The organism is Undibacterium sp. Ji83W (genome assembly GCF_049340385.1).
Classification (GTDB): Bacteria; Pseudomonadota; Gammaproteobacteria; order Burkholderiales; family Burkholderiaceae_D; genus Undibacterium.
The window spans coordinates 164,845-183,962 of the sequence record NZ_JBMPOZ010000001.1 but is presented as its reverse complement, the minus strand read 5'-3'; the positions used below and the strand labels follow the sequence as shown (position 1 = coordinate 183,962).

General features: G+C 52.5%; 18 protein-coding genes. All 18 read left to right on the top strand.

Annotated elements, in window-relative coordinates; genetic code table 11:
* Positions 1-28 precede the first annotated feature (28 nt).
* The 18 genes from ACO0LD_RS00820 to ACO0LD_RS00735 all read left to right on the top strand — a co-directional run bounded on the left by ACO0LD_RS00820 (position 29) and on the right by ACO0LD_RS00735 (position 19,116).
* A complete protein-coding gene (locus ACO0LD_RS00820) occupies positions 29-1,267 on the top strand; it encodes an efflux RND transporter periplasmic adaptor subunit (protein ID WP_423002821.1) in 1,239 nt (412 codons plus the stop codon).
* A 9-nt stretch (positions 1,268-1,276) separates the two neighbouring features.
* On the top strand, positions 1,277-4,435 hold the full coding sequence (locus tag ACO0LD_RS00815; protein ID WP_423002819.1) for an efflux RND transporter permease subunit: 3,159 nt from the start codon (positions 1,277-1,279) through the stop codon (positions 4,433-4,435).
* A gap of 409 nt (positions 4,436-4,844) precedes the next feature.
* Complete coding sequence (locus ACO0LD_RS00810; RefSeq protein WP_423002817.1) at positions 4,845-5,516, top strand: beta-ketoacyl synthase chain length factor; 672 nt, start codon at positions 4,845-4,847, stop codon at positions 5,514-5,516.
* On the top strand, positions 5,509-6,282 hold the full coding sequence (locus ACO0LD_RS00805; RefSeq protein WP_423002815.1) for a lysophospholipid acyltransferase family protein: 774 nt from the start codon (positions 5,509-5,511) through the stop codon (positions 6,280-6,282). The genes ACO0LD_RS00810 and ACO0LD_RS00805 overlap by 8 nt, the downstream gene beginning before the upstream one ends.
* Positions 6,275-6,529 (top strand): phosphopantetheine-binding protein, encoded by a 255-nt coding sequence (locus ACO0LD_RS00800; RefSeq protein WP_423002813.1) that lies wholly within the window; start codon positions 6,275-6,277, stop codon positions 6,527-6,529. The genes ACO0LD_RS00805 and ACO0LD_RS00800 overlap by 8 nt, the downstream gene beginning before the upstream one ends.
* A gap of 28 nt (positions 6,530-6,557) precedes the next feature.
* Positions 6,558-6,812 (top strand): acyl carrier protein, encoded by a 255-nt coding sequence (locus tag ACO0LD_RS00795; protein WP_423002811.1) that lies wholly within the window; start codon positions 6,558-6,560, stop codon positions 6,810-6,812.
* A 38-nt stretch (positions 6,813-6,850) separates the two neighbouring features.
* Entirely contained in the window at positions 6,851-7,363 is a 513-nt protein-coding gene (locus ACO0LD_RS00790) for a hypothetical protein (RefSeq protein WP_423002809.1), read from the top strand.
* Positions 7,356-9,089: an AMP-binding protein gene (locus tag ACO0LD_RS00785; protein WP_423002807.1), complete on the top strand. Its 1,734-nt coding sequence runs from the start codon at positions 7,356-7,358 to the stop codon at positions 9,087-9,089. Before ACO0LD_RS00790 ends, ACO0LD_RS00785 begins: the two co-directional genes overlap by 8 nt.
* Positions 9,083-10,162 (top strand): class I SAM-dependent methyltransferase, encoded by a 1,080-nt coding sequence (locus tag ACO0LD_RS00780; RefSeq protein WP_423002805.1) that lies wholly within the window; start codon positions 9,083-9,085, stop codon positions 10,160-10,162. The genes ACO0LD_RS00785 and ACO0LD_RS00780 overlap by 7 nt, the downstream gene beginning before the upstream one ends.
* Position 10,163: 1 nt before the next feature.
* A complete protein-coding gene (locus ACO0LD_RS00775; protein WP_423002803.1) occupies positions 10,164-10,922 on the top strand; it encodes a glycosyltransferase family 2 protein in 759 nt (252 codons plus the stop codon).
* Positions 10,919-11,884 (top strand): acyltransferase, encoded by a 966-nt coding sequence (locus ACO0LD_RS00770; RefSeq protein ID WP_423002801.1) that lies wholly within the window; start codon positions 10,919-10,921, stop codon positions 11,882-11,884. The genes ACO0LD_RS00775 and ACO0LD_RS00770 overlap by 4 nt, the downstream gene beginning before the upstream one ends.
* Positions 11,871-13,427, top strand: a complete 1,557-nt coding sequence (locus ACO0LD_RS00765; RefSeq protein WP_423002799.1) for an HAL/PAL/TAL family ammonia-lyase — start codon at positions 11,871-11,873, stop codon at positions 13,425-13,427. The genes ACO0LD_RS00770 and ACO0LD_RS00765 overlap by 14 nt, the downstream gene beginning before the upstream one ends.
* Positions 13,420-13,854, top strand: a complete 435-nt coding sequence (locus ACO0LD_RS00760) for an acyl-CoA thioesterase (protein WP_423002797.1) — start codon at positions 13,420-13,422, stop codon at positions 13,852-13,854. The genes ACO0LD_RS00765 and ACO0LD_RS00760 overlap by 8 nt, the downstream gene beginning before the upstream one ends.
* Positions 13,855-13,895: 41 nt before the next feature.
* A complete protein-coding gene (locus ACO0LD_RS00755; protein ID WP_423004044.1) occupies positions 13,896-14,489 on the top strand; it encodes an outer membrane lipoprotein carrier protein LolA in 594 nt (197 codons plus the stop codon).
* A 15-nt stretch (positions 14,490-14,504) separates the two neighbouring features.
* Positions 14,505-16,895 carry an MMPL family transporter gene (locus ACO0LD_RS00750; protein WP_423002795.1) on the top strand — a complete coding sequence of 797 codons (2,391 nt, stop codon included), beginning with the start codon at positions 14,505-14,507 and terminating at the stop codon, positions 16,893-16,895.
* Positions 16,879-17,439: a DUF3261 domain-containing protein gene (locus ACO0LD_RS00745; protein WP_423002793.1), complete on the top strand. Its 561-nt coding sequence runs from the start codon at positions 16,879-16,881 to the stop codon at positions 17,437-17,439. Before ACO0LD_RS00750 ends, ACO0LD_RS00745 begins: the two co-directional genes overlap by 17 nt.
* Before the next feature lie 16 nt (positions 17,440-17,455).
* On the top strand, positions 17,456-18,649 hold the full coding sequence (locus ACO0LD_RS00740) for a beta-ketoacyl-ACP synthase (protein WP_423004042.1): 1,194 nt from the start codon (positions 17,456-17,458) through the stop codon (positions 18,647-18,649).
* Positions 18,650-18,651: 2 nt separating this feature from the next.
* On the top strand, positions 18,652-19,116 hold the full coding sequence (locus ACO0LD_RS00735) for a 3-hydroxylacyl-ACP dehydratase (protein ID WP_423004040.1): 465 nt from the start codon (positions 18,652-18,654) through the stop codon (positions 19,114-19,116).
* Positions 19,117-19,118: the final 2 nt, after the last annotated feature.

Below are 19,118 nucleotides of genomic sequence, written 5' to 3'. Positions count from 1 at the left end.
TAAAAATTAAACAGAAAGCGTATCAGACATGATGAAACTCATTTCACGCAAACCACTATCCCTGAGTCTTGCTGGCATGATCGCTGTTGGCGCAGGCGGTATCTGGCTGTCTGCGACATCCAATGCGGCTGATGAACCGGCCAAGACAGCCAGCGCATCTGCATCTGCTGCCAAGGTAAAGCCTGCTTTGACAGTGACAACGACCAAAGCCAGCAGCGGCAATCTCGTCATTAAACTGGCCGCCAATGGCAGTGTCGCTGCCTGGCAGGAAGCTTTGATAGGCTCTGAGGCAACAGGCCTGCGTATACAGGAGTTGCATGCCAATATAGGCGATGTGGTGCAGCGCGGCCAGTTGCTGGTCAGCTTTGCCAGCGAAACCGTCAAAGCTGATCTGGCCCTGGCACAAGCCAGCCTGGCAGAAGCGCAGGCCAATCTGGCTGATGCTGCCGCTAATGCAGAACGTACCCGTGCCTTGCAAACCAGCGGCGCACTGAGTGCCCAGCAAGTCGGCCAATACCTGACGGCAGAACAAACCGCCAAAGCCAGGGTGGAGTCGGCCAAGGCCAGCGTTGAAGCTCAGCAATTACGTATGCGCCATACCCGCGTTCTTGCGCCTGACAGTGGCATTATCACGGCACGTGCAGCCACTTTAGGTTCGGTCGTCGGCAATGGGGCAGAATTGTTCCGCATGATACGTCAGGGCCGCCTGGAATGGCGTGCTGAAGTAACGGCCAGTGAAATGGCAAAAATAGTGCCGGGCACTGAAGCCATCGTTACCGCTCCTGGTGGCACGCAATGGAAGGGCAAGGTCAGGGTGGTATCGCCGACAGTAGATGCGCAAACCAGAATGGGTCTGGTGTATGTTGATCTGGTGCCAGATGCAAACAGTACAGCCAAGCCACAAGCAGCCACAGCCTCACTTGCATTCAAGCCTGGCATGTATGCCAAAGGTGAATTCGTGATGGGCAGCTCACAAGCCTTGACCATACCGCAGCAGGCTGTGGTGGTCAGGGATGGCTTCAGCTATGCCTTCCGTCTTAACGCTGATGGCCGTGTGACGCAAATCAAAGTGCAGACTGGCCGCCGCGTATCCAATGCGCAAGGCGACCTGGTGGAGGTGGTCTCTGGCCTGAATGCAGACAGTACTATCGTTTCCAGCGGCGCAGGCTTCCTCAATGATGGCGATACGGTAAAAGTTGTGGCCGCAACCAAGCCTGCCAATGCTGCTGCAGCCGGCGCAGCCACAGTAGCTGCTGTAAAAAATTAAGGGGTTCATGTGAATTTCTCTTCCCTCTCCATTAAAAATCCCATACCGGCGATCATGCTGTTTATCTTGCTGACGCTAGCGGGGATATTGTCGTTTCGCTCTACCATAGTCCAGGATTTTCCAGATATTGAATTGCCCATCGTCACCGTCAGTGCACCTTTGTCTGGCGCTGCACCGGCACAGCTGGAAACTGAAGTCGCCCGCAAGATAGAGGATGCCGTCGCTTCACTGCAAGGTGTAAAAAATGTCTACACCAAGGTGCTGGATGGTGATGTTGAAGTCACGGTCGAATTCGTCCTGGAAAAAGTGATCTCGGATGCAGTCAATGAGGTACGCGATGCTGTCGCAACCGTACGTGCTGATTTGCCTAGCGAAATGCGTGACCCTACCGTGACCAAGGCATCGACTGCGGGCCGCGTCATCATGACGTACACGGTAGAGGCTGCAGAAGATGGCAAGGACAGCAAAGTCGTCGCTGGCGAAAGCGGCAAGCCAGATGCGCAAGAGCTTAGCTGGTTCGTCGATAACACCGTGGCAAAACGCTTGCGTGCCGTACCTGGTGTCGGTGCAGTCCGGCGCATGGGTGGTGTCAGCCGTGAAGTGCGGGTTGAACTTGATACCATCAAGATGGCGGCTTTGAATGTCGCTGCTGTTGATGTATCACGTCGCCTGAAGCTGGTGCAGCAAGAAGCGCCGGGTGGTCGTGGTGATGTCAGTGGTGCCGAGCAATCTGTCCGTACCATTGCCACCGTCAAGACGGCGGCTGAACTGGCTGTACTGGATATTCCTTTGCCAGATGGCAGGCATATACGCCTTGATCAGGTGGCCCGCGTGCTTGATACCGTCAGCGAACCACGCTCGATGGCAACGCTGGACGGCAAAGCAGTGGTCGGCTTTGAAGTGTTCCGTACCAAGGGTGCCAGTGAAGTTGATGTCGCCAAAGGTTCGCATGCTGCGGTAGATGAATTGCAGGCAGCGCATCCAAACATGAAGTTTCACCAGGCCATTGATAATGCCCAGCCGGTAGAGGAGAATTTCGATGGCTCCATGGATTTGTTGTACGAAGGAGCCTTGCTGGCCATCCTGGTGGTATGGTGGTTCCTGCGCGACTGGCGTGCGACCTTGGTTGCAGCGGCAGCTTTGCCTTTGTCCGTGATACCTACTTTCCTTGGTCTCAAATATTTTGGTTATACCCTCAACACCGTGACCTTGCTGTCACTTGCCCTCGTGGTAGGTGTGCTGGTTGATGATGCGATTGTTGAAATTGAAAACATCGCCCGCCATTTGCACATGGGTAAAACACCTATGCAGGCAGCCATGGAAGCAGCGGATGAAATCGGCATGGCCGTTATCGCCACCACTTTTGCCCTGGTTGCGGTGTTTTTGCCGACGGCCTTCATGGGCGGTGTGCCGGGTCTGTTCTTCAAGCAGTTTGGCTGGACGGCAGTGATTGCGATTCTGGCTTCGCTGGTGGTGGCGCGTTTGCTGACGCCGATGATGGCGGCTTATATCATGAAGTCACCCAAGCCGGGCAAATCTGGTGAGCTTGATGGTGTGCATGGCCAGAAAGATGGCTGGATCATGACGCATTATATGAAAACCATGCAGTGGTGTCTGCATCATCGTCTGATCACCATGATAGCTGCGACGATATTTTTCTTTTCCTCAATTGGCTTGGTGTTTTTATTGCCAACGGGTTTTGTGCCTTCTGCTGACCGTGCGCAAACACAGGTCAATATAGAGCTGCCACCAGGCAGTACACTGGCAGAAACCCGTGTAGTGGCCGAACAGGCCAGGGTCGCCATCATGAAGAACAAAGAGATTATCAATGTCTTCAGTTCTATCGGTGGTGGTTCCAGTGGTGATGCTTTTGCTCCAGGTGCAGCAGCAGAAGCCAGGCGTGCAGTGTTGACCGTGACAGCAGTACACAGGAATAAGCGTAAAGATTCGATTGCCGATATTGATGCCAAGATCCGTGCCGAGGTAGCAGATATTTCCGGTGCCAGGTTCAACGTGGGCCCGCCGGATACCGGTGTCAAAATGCAGTTGGTTTTGCAAAGTGAAGACCCACTGGCTTTGCTGGAAGCTGCACAAAAAGTCGAGAGGGAATTGCGCACACTCAAAGGCGTGGGCAACGTCAGTTCCAGTGCTTCGCTGGTACGTCCAGAAATCATTGTACGTCCCGATTCAGCGAGGGCTGCTGACCTCGGCGTGACTGCATCTGCCATCGGTGAAACAGTGCGGGTGGCAACGGCGGGTGACTATGACCAGGCTTTGCCCAAGCTGAATCTTTCCCAACGTCAGGTGCCTATCCGCGTCAAACTTCCAGATAGCTTCAGGGCCGACCTGGCCGAGATAGAACGCCTGACGGTGCCTGGCAAGAATGGGCCCGTCATGTTGGGCAGCGTTGCCAGTGTCACCATGGAGTCCGGCCCGGCGCAGATAGATCGCTTGAACCGCAAACGTAACGTGACGCTGGATGTGGAATTGGGTAACCGTCAGTTGGGTGAAGTCAATGAAGAAGCCCGCGCTTTGCCGAGTATGAAAAATCTGCCGCCATCAGTCAGCATTGCTGAACTTGGTGATGCGCAAGAGATGCAAGCCCTGTTCGCCAGCTTTGGTATCGCCATCATGATTGGTGTGCTGTGTATTTACGGTGTGCTGGTTTTGCTGTTCAAGGATTTCTTGCAACCGGTGACTATTCTGGCTGCTTTGCCTTTGAGTATCGGTGGTGCTTTCGTGGCCTTGCTGGTGACTGGCCGCGCCTTGTCCATGCCATCCATGATAGGTCTGATCATGCTCATGGGTATAGTCACCAAGAACTCTATCTTGCTGGTTGATTATGCAGTGCTGGCAAGAGAAGCTGGTATGACTCGTTTTGATGCTCTGGTCGATGCCTGTCACAAACGCAGTCGCCCCATCATCATGACTACTATTGCCATGGGTGCAGGCATGATGCCTTTGGCGTTGGGTTGGGGAGCTGACCCCAGCTTCCGTTCGCCAATGGCGATTGCGGTCATCGGTGGTTTGATTACTTCAACTTTGTTGAGCCTGTTGGTAGTCCCGGCAGTGTTCACCTACATTGATGACTTTGAACATTTGCTAGTGAAAATCAGGCGCAAATTGTCTGGCAAGTCTGCCAGCCAGCTCGCAGCAGATGCTCATTAAGAATTTATAGAAATTCGCATTGCTTGTGATGTAGTGAGCTTGTAGAAAGTAACTCAGAATAAAACCCCGCAACATGAAAGTGTTGCGGGGTTTTATCGTTTATACATTGGCAACGACTATTATTTTTCCGAAATGATAGCCACCCCTATCATTTACTTGAAAGTGCTTTTCCTTTGAGAAACAAAGGCTTGAATCAAAAAAGACAAATAATCAATCCGACGATATATCAGATTGTGGACTCTATTCATGCTTTGCTATAATGCCTCCCTCATTTGTTACAAATTGTATAGGGCAACACTTATATAAGCCGTGACATGCTAAAAATGGATGAAAAAATATAATAATGCGTGTTAGTGGTGTTCGTTTCTCAATTGATAATTTTGCTGCCTGGGCTCCTGGTGTCGCAAGTATGGACGCATGGAAGGAATGGGCATTATCGCCATTTCCCCTGACTGGTGATATTGAACCTGGTGTTGCCGCAATGCCAGCGATGTTGCGCAGACGTGCCGGTTTTCTTGGGAAAATGGCACTGGAAGTTGCATATCAGTGCCTGAATGGGCAGACTAATGTTCCCACTGTATTTTGCTCACGCCATGGCGAGGTGGCGCGTGCTGTCGATTTATTGACAGAATTGATGCAGGATGCATCAGTGTCACCGACTGGTTTTGGTCTGGCCGTACACAATGCCAGCGCGGGTTTGTTCTCTATTGCGCGCAAGGATCAGGCCAATCATATCGCCCTGGCTGGTGGAAAAAGCACGGTAGAACATGCAGTTATTGAAGCATGTGGCTTATTGGCAGATGGTGCACCCATGGTGATGCTGGTGGCTTATGATAACGCCTTACCATCTGTTTTTGCATCATTTCAGGATTGTGATGAACAGCCTTATGCCTGGGCCTGGTTGATGGTGCCGGCGCGGGAAGATGCCATTCATCTTAATTGGGATGAGGTCGAAGAACAGGAATTAAACGGCAATGGCATGTCTGGCGGCTTGGAAGTGTTGCGTTTTCAAATCGGAGAACAAGCGCAGATGCAGCGTATAGTAGGTAAGCGGCGCTGGCTGTGGTCGCGTCATGGTTGAAAAATTTGAGCGTTGCTGGCGAGTCTTGGCAACAGGCATCAGTTTTCTGACTTTTGGCATAGGCGGCTTGCTGTTGCGGGTGCTGGTGTTTCCGGCCTTGTATCTGCTGGTGTGGCAACAGGAAAAACGTACCAAGGCAGCGCGCCATATCATACGCCTGACATTTCGTGGTTTTGTCGGCTTGATGCGATTGCTTGGTGTATTGCGTTATGAGATCACGGGCCTCGACAGATTGGAGCGTGGTGGCTTGCTGATACTGGCAAATCATCCTACCTTGATTGATACCGTTTTTTTGATGGCTTTTGTTAAAAATGCAGATTGCATAGTCAAAAGCCATTTATGGAATAACCCGTTTACCCGTGGCCCGGTAAGAGCTGCTGGTTATATCAGTAATGAGCAGGGCACAGAATTACTGGAAGCCTGTATCGTTTCTTTGCAGGCAGGTAATAATTTGATCGTGTTTCCCGAAGGGACGCGTACTCCTGCTGATGGCATCATTTGCATGAAGCGCGGTGCGGCCAATATTGCTGTACGCGGTGTCTGCGCAGTAACACCGGTGGTAATACGTTGCGACCCGCCAACCTTGGGCAAGGGTGAAAAGTGGTGGCATGTGCCAGAACGTTTTGCGCAGTTCAGAATAGAAGTTAAAGAAGATATTCCGATTCAGCATTTTATTGGTGCTGGTCAGTCGGATGTCATGGCAGCCCGTCATTTGACGGATCATCTGCAGCATTATTTTACCGAGGAAAATCAACGTCATGCTTGAGCAAGAAGTAAAAGAACTGATCATTGAAGTGTTGCAGCTGGAAGATATCACCGCTGCTGACATTGATAGCGATGCGCCCTTGTTTGTTGAAGGCCTGGGTCTGGATTCTATCGATGCACTTGAACTGGGTGTGGCCTTGCAAAAGCGCTATGGTATTTCTTTGTCAGCTGATTCCGAAGATACGCGTCGCCATTTTGCATCGGTGAACGCATTGGCTGCATTAATTGCTGCAAATAGAAAGAAGTAAGGAGTCTGTAATGGTAGTGGTAAGTGAAATGAGCAGAGACGAGCTCTATGTTTGGGTGGTGGACCTGCTGGCCGAAATGTTTGAGCTGGATAAATCGGCGTTGACAATGGAATCCAACCTGTACGCAGATCTGGATATTGACAGCATTGATGCGGTCGATCTGGCAGTCAAACTCAAACAAATGACAGGCATGCGCTTGCAACCCGAAGTATTTAAAAAGATACGCACCATTGGTGACGTGATTGATGCCCTGCTCAATCTGCAGGCGGAGCAGTCAACATAGTTCGCGCAATCCTGACCGTTGTTGCGGTCATACTTACGGTGCTTTATCCACTCGTCATCTGGTTTGGCCAGGGGCAGGTAGAGCCACGCTGGTTGGCAGTCTTATTGCTATTGGCAGCGGCAACCAGATTGCCAACATTCAAGGTCAGCCGGGTAGCGCGCTGGTCCATGTTCTGCGCCTTGCTGCTGGCTGGCTGTGCTGTATGCGCGAACGCATTATTACCCCTTAAATTGTATCCGGTATTGGTGAATGGCGTATTGCTGGCTGTTTTTTCTTACAGCCTGGCAGTGCCGCCGTCCATGGTGGAGCGATTTGCACGCCTGCGCGAGCCTGAGTTGCCTGATGTCGCGATTGCCTACACACGCCGCGTGACGCAAGTATGGTGCGTGTTTTTCGTCATCAACGGGAGCATCGCTTTTGCCACGGCCATGTGGGCTTCGCCAGCTATCTGGTCGCTGTATACCGGCGTCATCGCCTATATCCTCATGGGTCTGTTATTCGCCATCGAATACCTGGTGCGCTTGCGCTTTAAACGAATTCATCATGTCTGATTTTTCTCCCGATCCTTGCCTTGCGCTGGCAGCTCGTCCTGGTCATGCCATCATGGGATGGAATGCGCACGGTGCAGTATCGCATAGCGATTTCTTGCAACGTATAGGTGCATGGAGCGCTGCAATCCGTAATGCGCCAGGAACACAACTGGCCTTGTACGTGGAAGACAGCCTGGAATTTTCCGCCGCCTTGCTGGCTGCCTGGATGGAGAATAAAACGGTATGGCTGACGGCTGATACCTTGCCTGCTACATGCCTTGCGTTGTCCAAATCTGTAGATGCATTTCTGGGTGAGTTTCCTGAAGAATATCATCCGGTAAAAGCGGCAGTCACTGCCGCACCTATAACTTTGAAAGCACTGGACCCCGATTTTATTGGCCTGGTCGTGCACACTTCAGGCAGTACCGGACAGCCGCAGGCGATACCCAAAAAACTCTCACAACTGATGAGCGAAGTCGGCAGCCTGGAGCAAGTATTTGGCCAGTGTCTCGGTAATGCCGAGATAGTCGCCACCGTATCGCATCAGCATATTTATGGCTTGCTGTTCAAGGTCTTGTGGCCTTTGTCCGCAGGTCGTGCCATTCATGCCTTGAGTGTGAATTTCCCTGAGCAACTGGCGCAAATATTGGCGCAGCGTGACTGCGCCCTGATTGCCAGTCCAGCTCACCTGAAGCGACTGCCAGAACATCTGGACTGGCAAGCTGGCAAGCAAAGATTGCGCGCCATCTTTTCATCAGGCGGCCCACTGGCAGCAGAGACAGCTTATGTTGTCGGCGATATGCTGGGGCATGTCCCCTTTGAAGTTTATGGCAGTTCTGAAACCGGTGGCATCGCCTGGCGCCAGCGCCAACCGGGTGCAATCGAAAGCTGGGAGGCTTTGCCCAAAGTCGATTTGCGCATAGCAGAAGAAGATTTGCTGGAAGTGCGTTCGCCACACCTGGGCCAAACAGACTGGCTACTCCTGGCAGATAAGGCACAACTGACAGACAATGGTCGTTTGTTGTTACAGGGTCGTAGTGACCGTATCGTCAAAATCGAAGAAAAACGTATTTCACTCGATGCCATTGAACAGGCTTTGTTGGCCTCTGATCTGGTCAGTGAAGCCAGAGTGATCGCTGATCATGAAGTGCCAGGGCAAAGACAAAAACTGTCCGCCTTTATTGTGGCAACTGAACAAGGCCGTCAACAACTGGCACTTGAAGGAAAGAGGGCATTCAACCTGCGCATGCGTGCAATATTGAGCGAGCTGGTGGAGACGATTGCCTTGCCACGTCGCTGGCGTTATCTGGATCAAATGCCAGTGAATGCGCAGGGCAAGACTACGCTTGCACAATTGCATGCCTTGCTGGATGAAGCGGGTGATCCGCGCCCACGTTTGCCACAAATACGGCTGCTGGAACAAGCACCAGAAAAAGTATTGTTTGAGCTGATCGTGCCGGCAACACTGTTTTATTTTGATGGACATTTTTCGGTCGCACCCGTACTGCCTGGGGTAGTGCAACTCGATTGGGTCATCAAATATGCCCGTGAATATTTTGTATTGCCGCCCATATTCAAGTCTGTTCATGCGCTGAAGTTCCAGCATGTGATCCATCCAGAAGTACCAGTCATGCTGGAGTTGGTACATGATGTAGTAAAAGACAGTTTGCAATTCCGTTATTTTTCTGAGGCCGGGCAACATGCCGGTGGTCGTATTATTTTCGCTAATGAAAAGCCCGCATGCTAGATAAGAAATTTTCTCCTGAACGCCAATCCGCTTTTGCTGCCCGTTTTGAGGCGCAAAAAATTGCCTTTGGTCCCGTCGTTTTCCAATGCGTACGTTATGCCTGGAAGCGCGGCATGTTGCAGACACTTGCCGATGCCGGTGGCGCAGGACTGACGATTGCAGACATGGCAGCCACAGGCAAGTGGACTGAATATGCATTGAAGGTTGTACTGGAAACCTGCCTTTCATCTGGCGTGGTGTATCTGAGTGCTGGTTCTTATGTGCTGGACAAGGCTGGCTATTGCGTATTGACTGACTCCATCACCCAGGTCAATCTCGATTTCAATCATGATGTCTGTTACGAAGGCTTGTTCAAGCTTGATGAGTCCCTGGATAACGAAAAGCCCTTGGGCCTGAGTGCTTTGGGTAACTGGCCTACGCTGTACCAAGGTTTGTCGCAATTGCCAGAGCCAGCAAAAACCAGCTGGTTTGCTTTTGACCACCATTATTCTGATACCTCTTTCCCGAGCATCTTGCCTGACGTATTTGCAACAGCGCCCCGCAAGCTCATGGATATTGGTGCCAATACCGGCAAATTCAGTTGTGCTGCGTTGGCCTACAATCCTGCTGTAGAAATGCATCTGGTGGATTTGCCACGTCAATTGTCAGTCGCTGAAGAAAATTTAAAAAGTGCTGGCGTGCATGAGCGCGCCCATTTCCATTCCATCGATTTGCTGGACAATGACGCTGCCTTGCCTGCTGGCATGGACATGATCTGGATGAGCCAGTTCCTCAGTTGTTTTTCAGAGCCTGCTATTGCCAGTATCCTGCAACGCGCCGCCAAAGCACTGGCCCCTAACGGGCAATTGCTGATCATGGATACTTTCTGGGACAGGCAGCGTTATGATATCGCCGCATTTTGCCTGATCAATACTTCGCCGTATTTCACGGCCATGGCCAGTGGTAACAGCAAGATTTATGAGAGCGGTGACTATGTGCGTCTGGCGGAAGCCGCTGGCTTGCAATTGATCACTACCCGTGACGATATCGGCTATTGCCATTCCCTGTTGCGTTTTGCGAGGGTGGAGAAGTAAAGTGTTCAAGCCCTGCGTCCTCATTCCCGTCTATAACCATGAACATGCAATCGCTGCTGTAGTGCAGGCTGTGCTGACGCATGAGGTGGACTGTGTGCTGGTGGATGATGGCAGTTCGGCTGAATGCGCACAGGTGTTGCAGGGTTTGCAGGCCGCTACACCAGATCGTGTGACTTTGCTGCGTCACGATAACAATCAGGGCAAGGGCGCTGCCGTACTGACGGGTTTTCGCTATGCAGCGCAAGCGTCTTACACCCATCTCTTGCAGATTGATGCAGATGGCCAGCATTGTGTGGCCGATGTGCCGCAATTCCTGGCGCAGGCAAAGGCGCATCCGCAGGCGGTGATTGCCGGTTACCCTGTCTATGATGAATCTGTGCCTGCCTTACGTTTGTATGCGCGTTATCTGACCCATGTCTGGGTCTGGATTAATACCCTGTCGCTGGCCATACGCGACTCCATGTGCGGTTTCCGCGTCTATCCTGTGGATGCAGTGATAGCGCTGATGGCCAGGCAGGACATAGGCAGGCGCATGAATTTTGATACCGATATCCTGGTCAGGTTGTATTGGGATGGTGCGGCAGTCATCAACCTGCCTACCCGCGTTGCTTATCCCACGGATAGTGTTTCTCATTTTCGCGTCTGGCGTGACAATGTATTGATTACCGTCATGCATACCAAGTTATTCTTTGGCATGTTGTTACGCATTCCATCTCTGCTGGCACGTCACTGGCGCAGCCAGCCTGAGGCGGGAAAATGAAACAGAGCACTCAAAATACAGGCTCTGCCTGGCATTGGGCCAGCATCAATGAAGTCAGCTTTGTGGCTGGCATGCGGTTTTTGTTCTGGGTGTTCAAGGTTTGTGGACGCTGGCCGTTCCGTATATTTTTGTACCCGGTACTGGCCTGGTATGTCTTCACCAAACCAGCGCCGCGCCGTGCATCCATGGCTTACCTGCAACGCATGAGCGGCTATACCAAAGTAGCTCAGGGTTGGACTGGTGTGTTACAGCATTTTGCCGCCTTTGCAGAAAACATCCTCGACAAGATGTTGTTATGGGGTGGTTTGTTTGATGAGAGCAAAGTCAAGTATGTCGGGCAAGAAGAAATGCATGTCCAGGTCACCCAAAAGCGTGGTGGCCTGATCGTATGTTCGCATCTGGGTAATCTGGAAATGTGCCGCGTGTTGTCGCGCCGTTTTCCTGAAGTGAAATTGACGGTGCTGGTGCATACCAAGCATGCGCAGGCGTTCAATCGCATGCTGGCCAGGCTTGATCCTGAGAGCCAGATGAATTTATTGCAGGTGACAGAAATGACACCTGCTACCGCCATGCTATTGGCAGATAAAATTGCTGAAGGTGGTTTTGTGGTGATTGCTGGTGACCGTATCCCGGTAGCGCCGCAACCCAGGGTGGCGGTGACCCCTTTTCTTGGGCGGGATGCTGCTTTCCCGGTCGGCCCTTATGTGCTGGCCAGTGTCTTGCATTGCCCTGTCTATCTGCTGTTTTCCTTGCAAATGGACGGCGTGCCGCAAGTCTGCTTTGAACTCTTGCGTGAAGCTATCAGGCTGCCACGCAAGGGGCGGGATGAGGCCTTGCGCAGCGTAGTCGCCGAGTACGCCGCCCGCCTCGAATATTATGCAGTGCGGGCACCGCTGCAATGGTTTAATTTTTATGATTTTTGGCATTTACCCGAATTGGAAAAACAAGATGCTATCCGCTGATCAGAGCACCAAGCTGCGCACCGTACAATTCGACCGTAACAGATTGAGCATAGAAGACATCGTCGATATCGCCCATGGCCGCGCCAATGCGGCACTGTCTGCTGACCCTGGGTTTCGCGCAGCGATAGCCCGTGGCGCAGATTTTTTGGACCGTCTGTTACGTGAAGATGGCACCATTTATGGTGTCACGACCGGCTATGGCGATTCCTGTACTGTCACCGTGCCACCAGACCTGGTAGCAGAATTGCCGCACCATTTGTATACCTACCACGGCTGCGGCCTGGGTGAATATCTGTCACCGGCACAAACCCGTGCTGTCATGGCTACACGTCTCGCATCTTTGTCCAAAGGATTTTCTGGTGTCAGTGTAGAGTTGCTGGAACAGATCAGTCGTTTGCTGGGGGCCGGTCTTTTGCCGCTGATACCCAGCGAAGGTTCTGTCGGTGCCAGTGGTGACCTGACGCCTTTGTCTTATCTGGCCGCAGTCCTGTGTGGCGAGCGTGAAGTCTGGCGCGATGGCGTGCAGGTACCTGCTGCACAGGCTCTGCGTGAAGCCGGGATCACACCTCTGCGCCTGCGCCCGAAAGAAGGTCTGGCCATCATGAATGGCACAGCCGTCATGACAGCACTGGCCTGCATGGCCTATGAGCGTGCTGATTATCTGGTGAAGATGACTACGCGCATCACAGCAATGGCCTCAGTGACACTGGATGGCAATGCCCATCATTTTGATGAAGTATTATTTTCAGTGAAACCGCATCCCGGCATGCAGGGTGTGGCTGCGTGGCTGCGCCAGGATTTGCCAGCAGGGCAAGCTGAACGCAATGGCAAACGCCTGCAAGACCGTTATTCGATACGCTGTGCTCCTCACGTCATTGGTGTGCTGGCTGATGCCATGCCTTTCTTCCGTCAGTCCATAGAAAATGAATTGAACAGCGCCAACGATAATCCGATTATCGACGGCGACAATGAGCGCGTACTTCATGGCGGCCATTTCTACGGCGGCCATATCGCCTTCGTCATGGATGGCATGAAGAATGCTGTCGCCAATCTGGCAGATTTGCTGGACAGGCAAATGGCCTTGATGGTCGACAGTCGTTATAACCATGGCTTGCCCGCCAATCTGTCTGGCATGGAAGGGCCGCGTGCCGCAATCAACCATGGCCTGAAAGCCTTGCAAATCAGTGCTTCAGCCTGGACGGCAGAGGCATTGAAGCTGACTATGCCTGCCTCGGTTTTTTCACGTTCCACCGAATGCCATAACCAGGACAAGGTCAGCATGGGCACCATCGCTGCCCGAGATTGCCTGCGTGTGCTGGAATTGACAGAACAGGTAGTGGCTGCCTTGCTCATTACAGTAAGGCAGGGCATCTGGCTGCGTTCACGCGTGAATCAGGATTTGCAATTATCGCCAGCGTTGAAACAAATGATGGATGCACTGGCTGGCGATGTAGCGCCTGTGCAGGAAGACCGTCGCCTGGAGCCTGACTTGCGTCTGATGCTGGAACGTATCCGTCAGCAAGAATGGAAGTTGTATGCGTAAAAAGAATACGCCCAGTCCATGGGCTGCCGAAGTTGAGATGCAAGTCCAGTTCTTTGACCTGGACCCCATGGAAATCGTCTGGCACGGCAACTATGTCAAGTATCTTGAAGTGGCGCGCTGTGCCTTGCTGGATCATATTAATTACAATTATGTGCAGATGAAAGAGTCCGGCTATGCCTGGCCCGTCATCGACATGCAGTTACGCTATATTGCTCCCGCCAGTTTTGGCCAGAAGCTGACCCTGCGTGCCGAGATAGTCGAATGGGAAAACCGTTTGAAGATAGATTACCTGATCACCGACACCGCAACCGGAAAGCGCCTGAACCGTGCCAGCACGACCCAGGTTGCCGTTGAAATTGCCAATGGAGAGATGTGCTTTGTATCTCCTGCCATCTTGTTTGAAAAATTGGGAGTACCTATTCCATGATACCTATGATGCCCATGTTGCGTTTGCTATCTATTATCTGCATGCTGTTGCTGAGCCTGTTTTGGGCAGACAACAGCAATGCCGCAGCACCTATCAGTAAAATCCAGAACATGCTGGCCAAGCCATCAGTACTGTGTGGCAGGTTTGATCAGACCAAGCAATTGCAGGGCATGAAAAAACCGCTGGCATCCAATGGTCGGTTTTGTGTCGTCAATGGCAAGGGTATCTTGTGGCGCACGCTGCAACCATTCCCCAATACCTTGCGCCTGACACGTGATGAAATCGTACACTTGCAAGGTGAGCGTGTAGCAATGCGCCTGGACGCACAAAAAGAACCTACGGTACGCATGATCAACAGCGTGCTGTTTTCTCTGCTGTCTGGTGACCTGGGCAAGCTGGAAACCCTGTTTGAAGTCGACGGCAGTGCTGATGCCACTAGCTGGAAGGTGGCACTCAAAGCGCGCGAAGCAGCCCTGGCAAAAGCGATAGGTGCGATTTCGCTGGACGGTGGTGCTTACGTAAAAAATATCCATATCGACGAAGCCAGTGGTGACCGTACCACCATCATTTTTTCAGATATTAAAACTGGTGAAACGGCCATGACGGCTGAAGAACTGGCCTTGTTTGCTCAATAAGGAAAAAGCAAACTCATGAGCGACGGTACGAAAAAACAGCATGGATGGACTAAAGGGCTGGCAATCACATGGGCAATCGTGGTTTGCCTGTTGCTGGCTCATCATGCCTATTTGTGGCTGGGCAAGCGTATCGCGCCTGATACCGATATCCTGGCCCTGTTGCCTGTGCAAGAACGTGACCCGGTCTTGCAACAATCCTTTGCCCACATGGTCGACACTGCCCAGCAAAGGGTAGTGGTACTGATCGGTGCAAATGACTGGGAACAGGCCAAGCATGCCGCCGCTGCTTACCAAAAAGTACTGGCAAGCCGTACGGATTTACTGACGGCAACCAATATCAGCGACCAGGCTCAGAGTGACTGGCTGGCAGTATTCCAAAAACAAAGCCTGGGTTTGCTGACAGCGCAACAAGAACAGCAATTGCGTACAGAACCAGCGCAATACTGGACTGACCTGGCGCTGGCAAAGATGTATAACGCCTTCTCAGGCCCCAAGTTGGGTAACTTTCAGGATGATCCTTTTAATCTTTTTTCTGGCTGGGTGCAGGAAAGAGCGCAAGAAACGCCAGTGCGCCCGCGCGATGGTTATCTGTTCGTGGCAGATAAGGAAAAGCAATATGTACTATTGCCCCTGAACCTGAAACCATCAGCATTTTCCCTGACTGCGCAAGAGGCGGTTTTGCCTTTGCTGGGCAAGGCGGCGGAAGCAGCTTTGCTGGCAACACCTTCGGTAGAAATCATCAGCGCGGGTGTTGTCCTGCATGCTGCCGCCGCCGGGCAACAGGCGGGCGGCGAAGTGTCTACCATAGGCTTGGGCTCATTAATTGGCATCATCTTGCTGATGTGGCTGAGCTTCCGTTCCCTGAAACCCATCACCTTGATATTGCTGTCCATAGGCGTAGGTTTTCTTGGTGCCTTGTCAGTGTGCTGGATGCTGTTTGGCGGCATACATTTGCTGACGCTGGTATTTGGTGCCAGCCTGATCGGTGTGGCGCAGGATTATGGTATTTATTTTTTGTGCAACCGCCTCAGTGCGGATGCCAGTGTTGATTCGCCCACTTTACTGAAGCGCTTGCTGCCAGGCCTGAGCCTGACTTTGCTGGCGGCAGTTATTGGTTATCTGGGCCTGGGGTTGACACCTTTCCCCGGTTTGCGCCATATGGCAGTATTTTCTGCACTGGGGCTGGTGTTTGCATGGCTTACCGTGATTTGCTGGTTCCCACAATTGATCAGCGCTGGCAGCTTGAAAAGTGGCAAGCTGGTGGCGCGTTATTCGGCAGCGCTGATGCACTGGCCACGCCTGGGCTTGAATCCGCGCAGCCTTGTTGTCCTGACTATTTTTGCTATAGCTACAGCAATAGGTTGTTCACGCCTGGGTGCCAATGACGACATACGCCTCTTGCAAAATTCCCCCAAGCATCTGATTGCTGATCAGATCAAACTGGGCAAATTGCTGGATGCGCCAACGCCAGTCCAGTATTTCCTGGTGCGCGGTGGCAGTTCTGAAATTGTCTTGCAGCGTGAAGAAGCCCTGAAGCGCAAACTTGATCCTCTGATAGAGCGTCATGCCATCTCCGGCTATCAGGCTTTGTCAAACTGGATACCGTCTGCGCAATTACAAAAACAGCGCCATCAATTGATAGACGAAAAACTTCTGGCAGAGGGCGGGGCTTTGAGTCAATTGGCCAGCAAGGTGGAGGAAGATGCCGCCTGGGCTGCTACCATACGCAAGCATTTGCTGACACTGACAGCCAGCACTTCCATTGATGAGTTTCTGAAGACCTCTGCCGGGGAACCCTGGCGGCATTTATGGTTAGGGAAGATCGGTAATGAATACGCCAGCATCGTGGCCTTGCGCGGCCTCAGTTATGCCAATAATGGCCTGGCGACTTTGCAGCAAACAGGGCAGGGGCTGGAAGGTGTGCAATGGGTGGATAAAGTCAACGAGATATCTTCGGTGCTGGGGCGCTATCGTGCCTATATGGGCTGGGTAGTGTCCGCTGCTTATCTGGTGGTGTTTGCCTTGTTATTTCCGCGTTACCGCCGCAATGCCTGGCGCGTGCTGGCACCTACCATGTGCTCCAGCCTGGTGACGCTGGGTTTGCTGGGTCTGGCGGGGCAAAGCCTGCAGTTATTCCATGTCCTGGCGCTGATGCTGTTGCTGGGTGTGGGTGTTGATTACGGTATCTTTATGCAAGAGCATCCTGACAGGCGCAATGCCACGCCCTGGCTGGCAGTTGGTTTGTCGGCTGCCAATACCTTGCTATCCTTTGGTTTGTTGGGATTGAGCCGCACACCGGCATTGCAAGCCTTTGGTTTAACTATGTTGATAGGAACTGCGCTGGTGTGGCTGATTGTTCCCTGTTTTACTTCTACTACAGAAAGTGCGCATGTCGCTCAAACTTAAATCATGGCTCAGCTTGGTTGCGTCAGCGGCCATACTTGCATTGCTGAGTGCCTGCGCCAGCAAACCTGTGCAACCTGAAGCGCGCCTGGGTCTGATGCTGGCTCCTGCCGCACTGGATGCTTCTTTCAGCGTACAGCAACATTTGATCGTGGAAAGAAATGGCCGCATAGACGAACTGGATGCGGCGCTGGAAGTTGAACCTGGCCATCTGGAACTCGTTGGCCTGGCGTTTGGACAGCGCGTCCTGAGCCTCAGTTATGACGGCAAGCAGTTAAAGTCCTGGCGGCATGTCATGCTGCCTGCACAGGTCAGGGCAGAAGACGTACTGGAAGACATGCAACTCAGCCTGTGGCCAGTGAGTGCGATTGCCCAGGCACTGCCTGCAGGCTGGCGCATAGAAGAGCAGGGTTTGCACCGTTCGCTTTACCTGGATGACAAGCTGGTCGTCACCGTTGACTACAGTGGCATGCCACGCTGGAGCGGCACGGTTGTACTGAATAATTTGCGTTACCACTATCGCCTGACCATACAGTCAGCACCTTGAGTACCTGAATATTATGATGAAGCTGTATTTACATCACTGTGGCATCGTCTGCGCACTGGGCGACAATCATCGGGACATCCTGCATCGTTTGCTGGATGAGGCTGAGACTGGCGTTTTGCCCACTGATGCCTGGTCAAGCGGTCGCACACTACCACTCGGGCAAGTCACCAGCGCATTGCCGGATATCAGCGCCATGCCACTGAGCATGCGCAGCCGCAATAACCAGTTGGCACTGGCTGCACTGACACAGATACGGCCAGCACTGGATGCTGCCATAGCACGCTTTGGCGCAGACCGCGTTGGCGTAGTGATAGGCACCAGTACCTCAGGCATCGCCAGTACCGAGGCTGCCTTGCGCCAGTTCAACGCTGACGCTTCACTCCCAACAGAGTTTCATTATGGCCAGCAAGAGATGGCTTCACCTGCAGATTTCCTGGCTCATGTTGCGGGTATCACTGGCCCGGCCTATGTGCATTCCAGCGCCTGCTCTTCTAGCGCCAAGGCCATGGCCAGCGCTGCGCGCCTGATCAAGATGGGGCTTTGCGATGTTGTCCTGACTGGCGGCGTCGATACGCTATGCGCCTTCACCGTTGCCGGATTTTCAGCACTGGAATCGGTCAGTGATAGTTTGTGCAATCCCTTGAGTGCCAATCGTCACGGTATCAATATAGGTGAAGGTGCGGCTTTATTCCTGATGAGTGCTGAAGCTGATAGCACAGGTTCTGGCGTGGCCTTGTGTGGCTGGGGCGAATCGTCCGACGGTCATCACATGTCGGCACCTGACCCTGCCGGTGGCGGTGCTCGTCTGGCGATCAGCCAGGCTTTGCAGCGTGCCGGTATTTCAGCAGCAGATATCGATTACATCAACCTGCATGGCACGGCCACCCCGCAAAATGATGCGATGGAATCGCGCGTGATTCATGATTTGTTTGGTGATGCTGTGGCAGTCAGTTCTACCAAACCCTTTACCGGACATACACTGGGTGCTGCTGCCGCAGTAGAAGCTGCATTGTGCTGGCTGACGATGCAGGACGACAATATGCAAGGAAGATTGCCACCTCATCTGTGGGATGCGGTCGCCGACCCACAATTGCCCGTGCTGAATGTGGTTTTCCATGGTCAACAACTGGGGCGGCCAGTGCGTTATGTACTGAGCAATTCCTTTGCCTTTGGCGGCTCCAACGCGGCCTTGATACTGGGAAGAGCATGAACATGCTGAATGAAAAAGAATTGCCCCCGGTGCGCGACCTGGTACCGCATGATGGCGAGATGGTCTTGCTGGACAGGGTGCTGAGCGCTGATGATGAGAATTTGTGTGCAGAAGTCAGCATCAGGCCAGAAACCCTGTTCTGTGAAACATCAGGTGTAGGTGCCTGGGTTGGTATTGAATATATGGCGCAAGCCATTGCTGCCCATGCCGGTTACCTGGCGCAATTGCGCGGTGAGCCTGTTAAAGTGGGGTTTTTGCTGGGTTCAAGGCGCTATGATTGCAGCCAGCCAGCATTTGTCTTGGGCAGCGTCTTGCACATTCACGTGCATAAGGCCTTGCAAGGTGACAATGGCCTGGGTGCTTTTGAATGTCAAATCAGGAATAGCGCGAATGGCGCATCATTGGCAAATGCGACAATTACGGTGTTTCAGCCCGCTAATGTCAAAGATTTTCTGCAACGGAGTTAGTA

What these genes read in the sequence shown, in the direction of transcription:
- ACO0LD_RS00820 (WP_423002821.1), top strand. Translation starts at nt 29, where the DNA reads ATGATGAAACTCATTTCACGCAAACCACTATCCCTGAGTCTTGCTGGC.
- ACO0LD_RS00810 (WP_423002817.1), top strand. Translation starts at nt 4,845, where the DNA reads ATGGACGCATGGAAGGAATGGGCATTATCGCCATTTCCCCTGACTGGT.
- ACO0LD_RS00805 (WP_423002815.1), top strand. Translation starts at nt 5,509, where the DNA reads ATGGTTGAAAAATTTGAGCGTTGCTGGCGAGTCTTGGCAACAGGCATC.
- ACO0LD_RS00800 (WP_423002813.1), top strand. Translation starts at nt 6,275, where the DNA reads ATGCTTGAGCAAGAAGTAAAAGAACTGATCATTGAAGTGTTGCAGCTG.
- ACO0LD_RS00795 (WP_423002811.1), top strand. Translation starts at nt 6,558, where the DNA reads ATGAGCAGAGACGAGCTCTATGTTTGGGTGGTGGACCTGCTGGCCGAA.
- ACO0LD_RS00785 (WP_423002807.1), top strand. Translation starts at nt 7,356, where the DNA reads ATGTCTGATTTTTCTCCCGATCCTTGCCTTGCGCTGGCAGCTCGTCCT.
- ACO0LD_RS00780 (WP_423002805.1), top strand. Translation starts at nt 9,083, where the DNA reads ATGCTAGATAAGAAATTTTCTCCTGAACGCCAATCCGCTTTTGCTGCC.
- ACO0LD_RS00770 (WP_423002801.1), top strand. Translation starts at nt 10,919, where the DNA reads ATGAAACAGAGCACTCAAAATACAGGCTCTGCCTGGCATTGGGCCAGC.
- ACO0LD_RS00765 (WP_423002799.1), top strand. Translation starts at nt 11,871, where the DNA reads ATGCTATCCGCTGATCAGAGCACCAAGCTGCGCACCGTACAATTCGAC.
- ACO0LD_RS00760 (WP_423002797.1), top strand. Translation starts at nt 13,420, where the DNA reads ATGCGTAAAAAGAATACGCCCAGTCCATGGGCTGCCGAAGTTGAGATG.
- ACO0LD_RS00755 (WP_423004044.1), top strand. Translation starts at nt 13,896, where the DNA reads ATGCTGTTGCTGAGCCTGTTTTGGGCAGACAACAGCAATGCCGCAGCA.
- ACO0LD_RS00750 (WP_423002795.1), top strand. Translation starts at nt 14,505, where the DNA reads ATGAGCGACGGTACGAAAAAACAGCATGGATGGACTAAAGGGCTGGCA.
- ACO0LD_RS00745 (WP_423002793.1), top strand. Translation starts at nt 16,879, where the DNA reads ATGTCGCTCAAACTTAAATCATGGCTCAGCTTGGTTGCGTCAGCGGCC.
- ACO0LD_RS00740 (WP_423004042.1), top strand. Translation starts at nt 17,456, where the DNA reads ATGAAGCTGTATTTACATCACTGTGGCATCGTCTGCGCACTGGGCGAC.
- ACO0LD_RS00735 (WP_423004040.1), top strand. Translation starts at nt 18,652, where the DNA reads ATGCTGAATGAAAAAGAATTGCCCCCGGTGCGCGACCTGGTACCGCAT.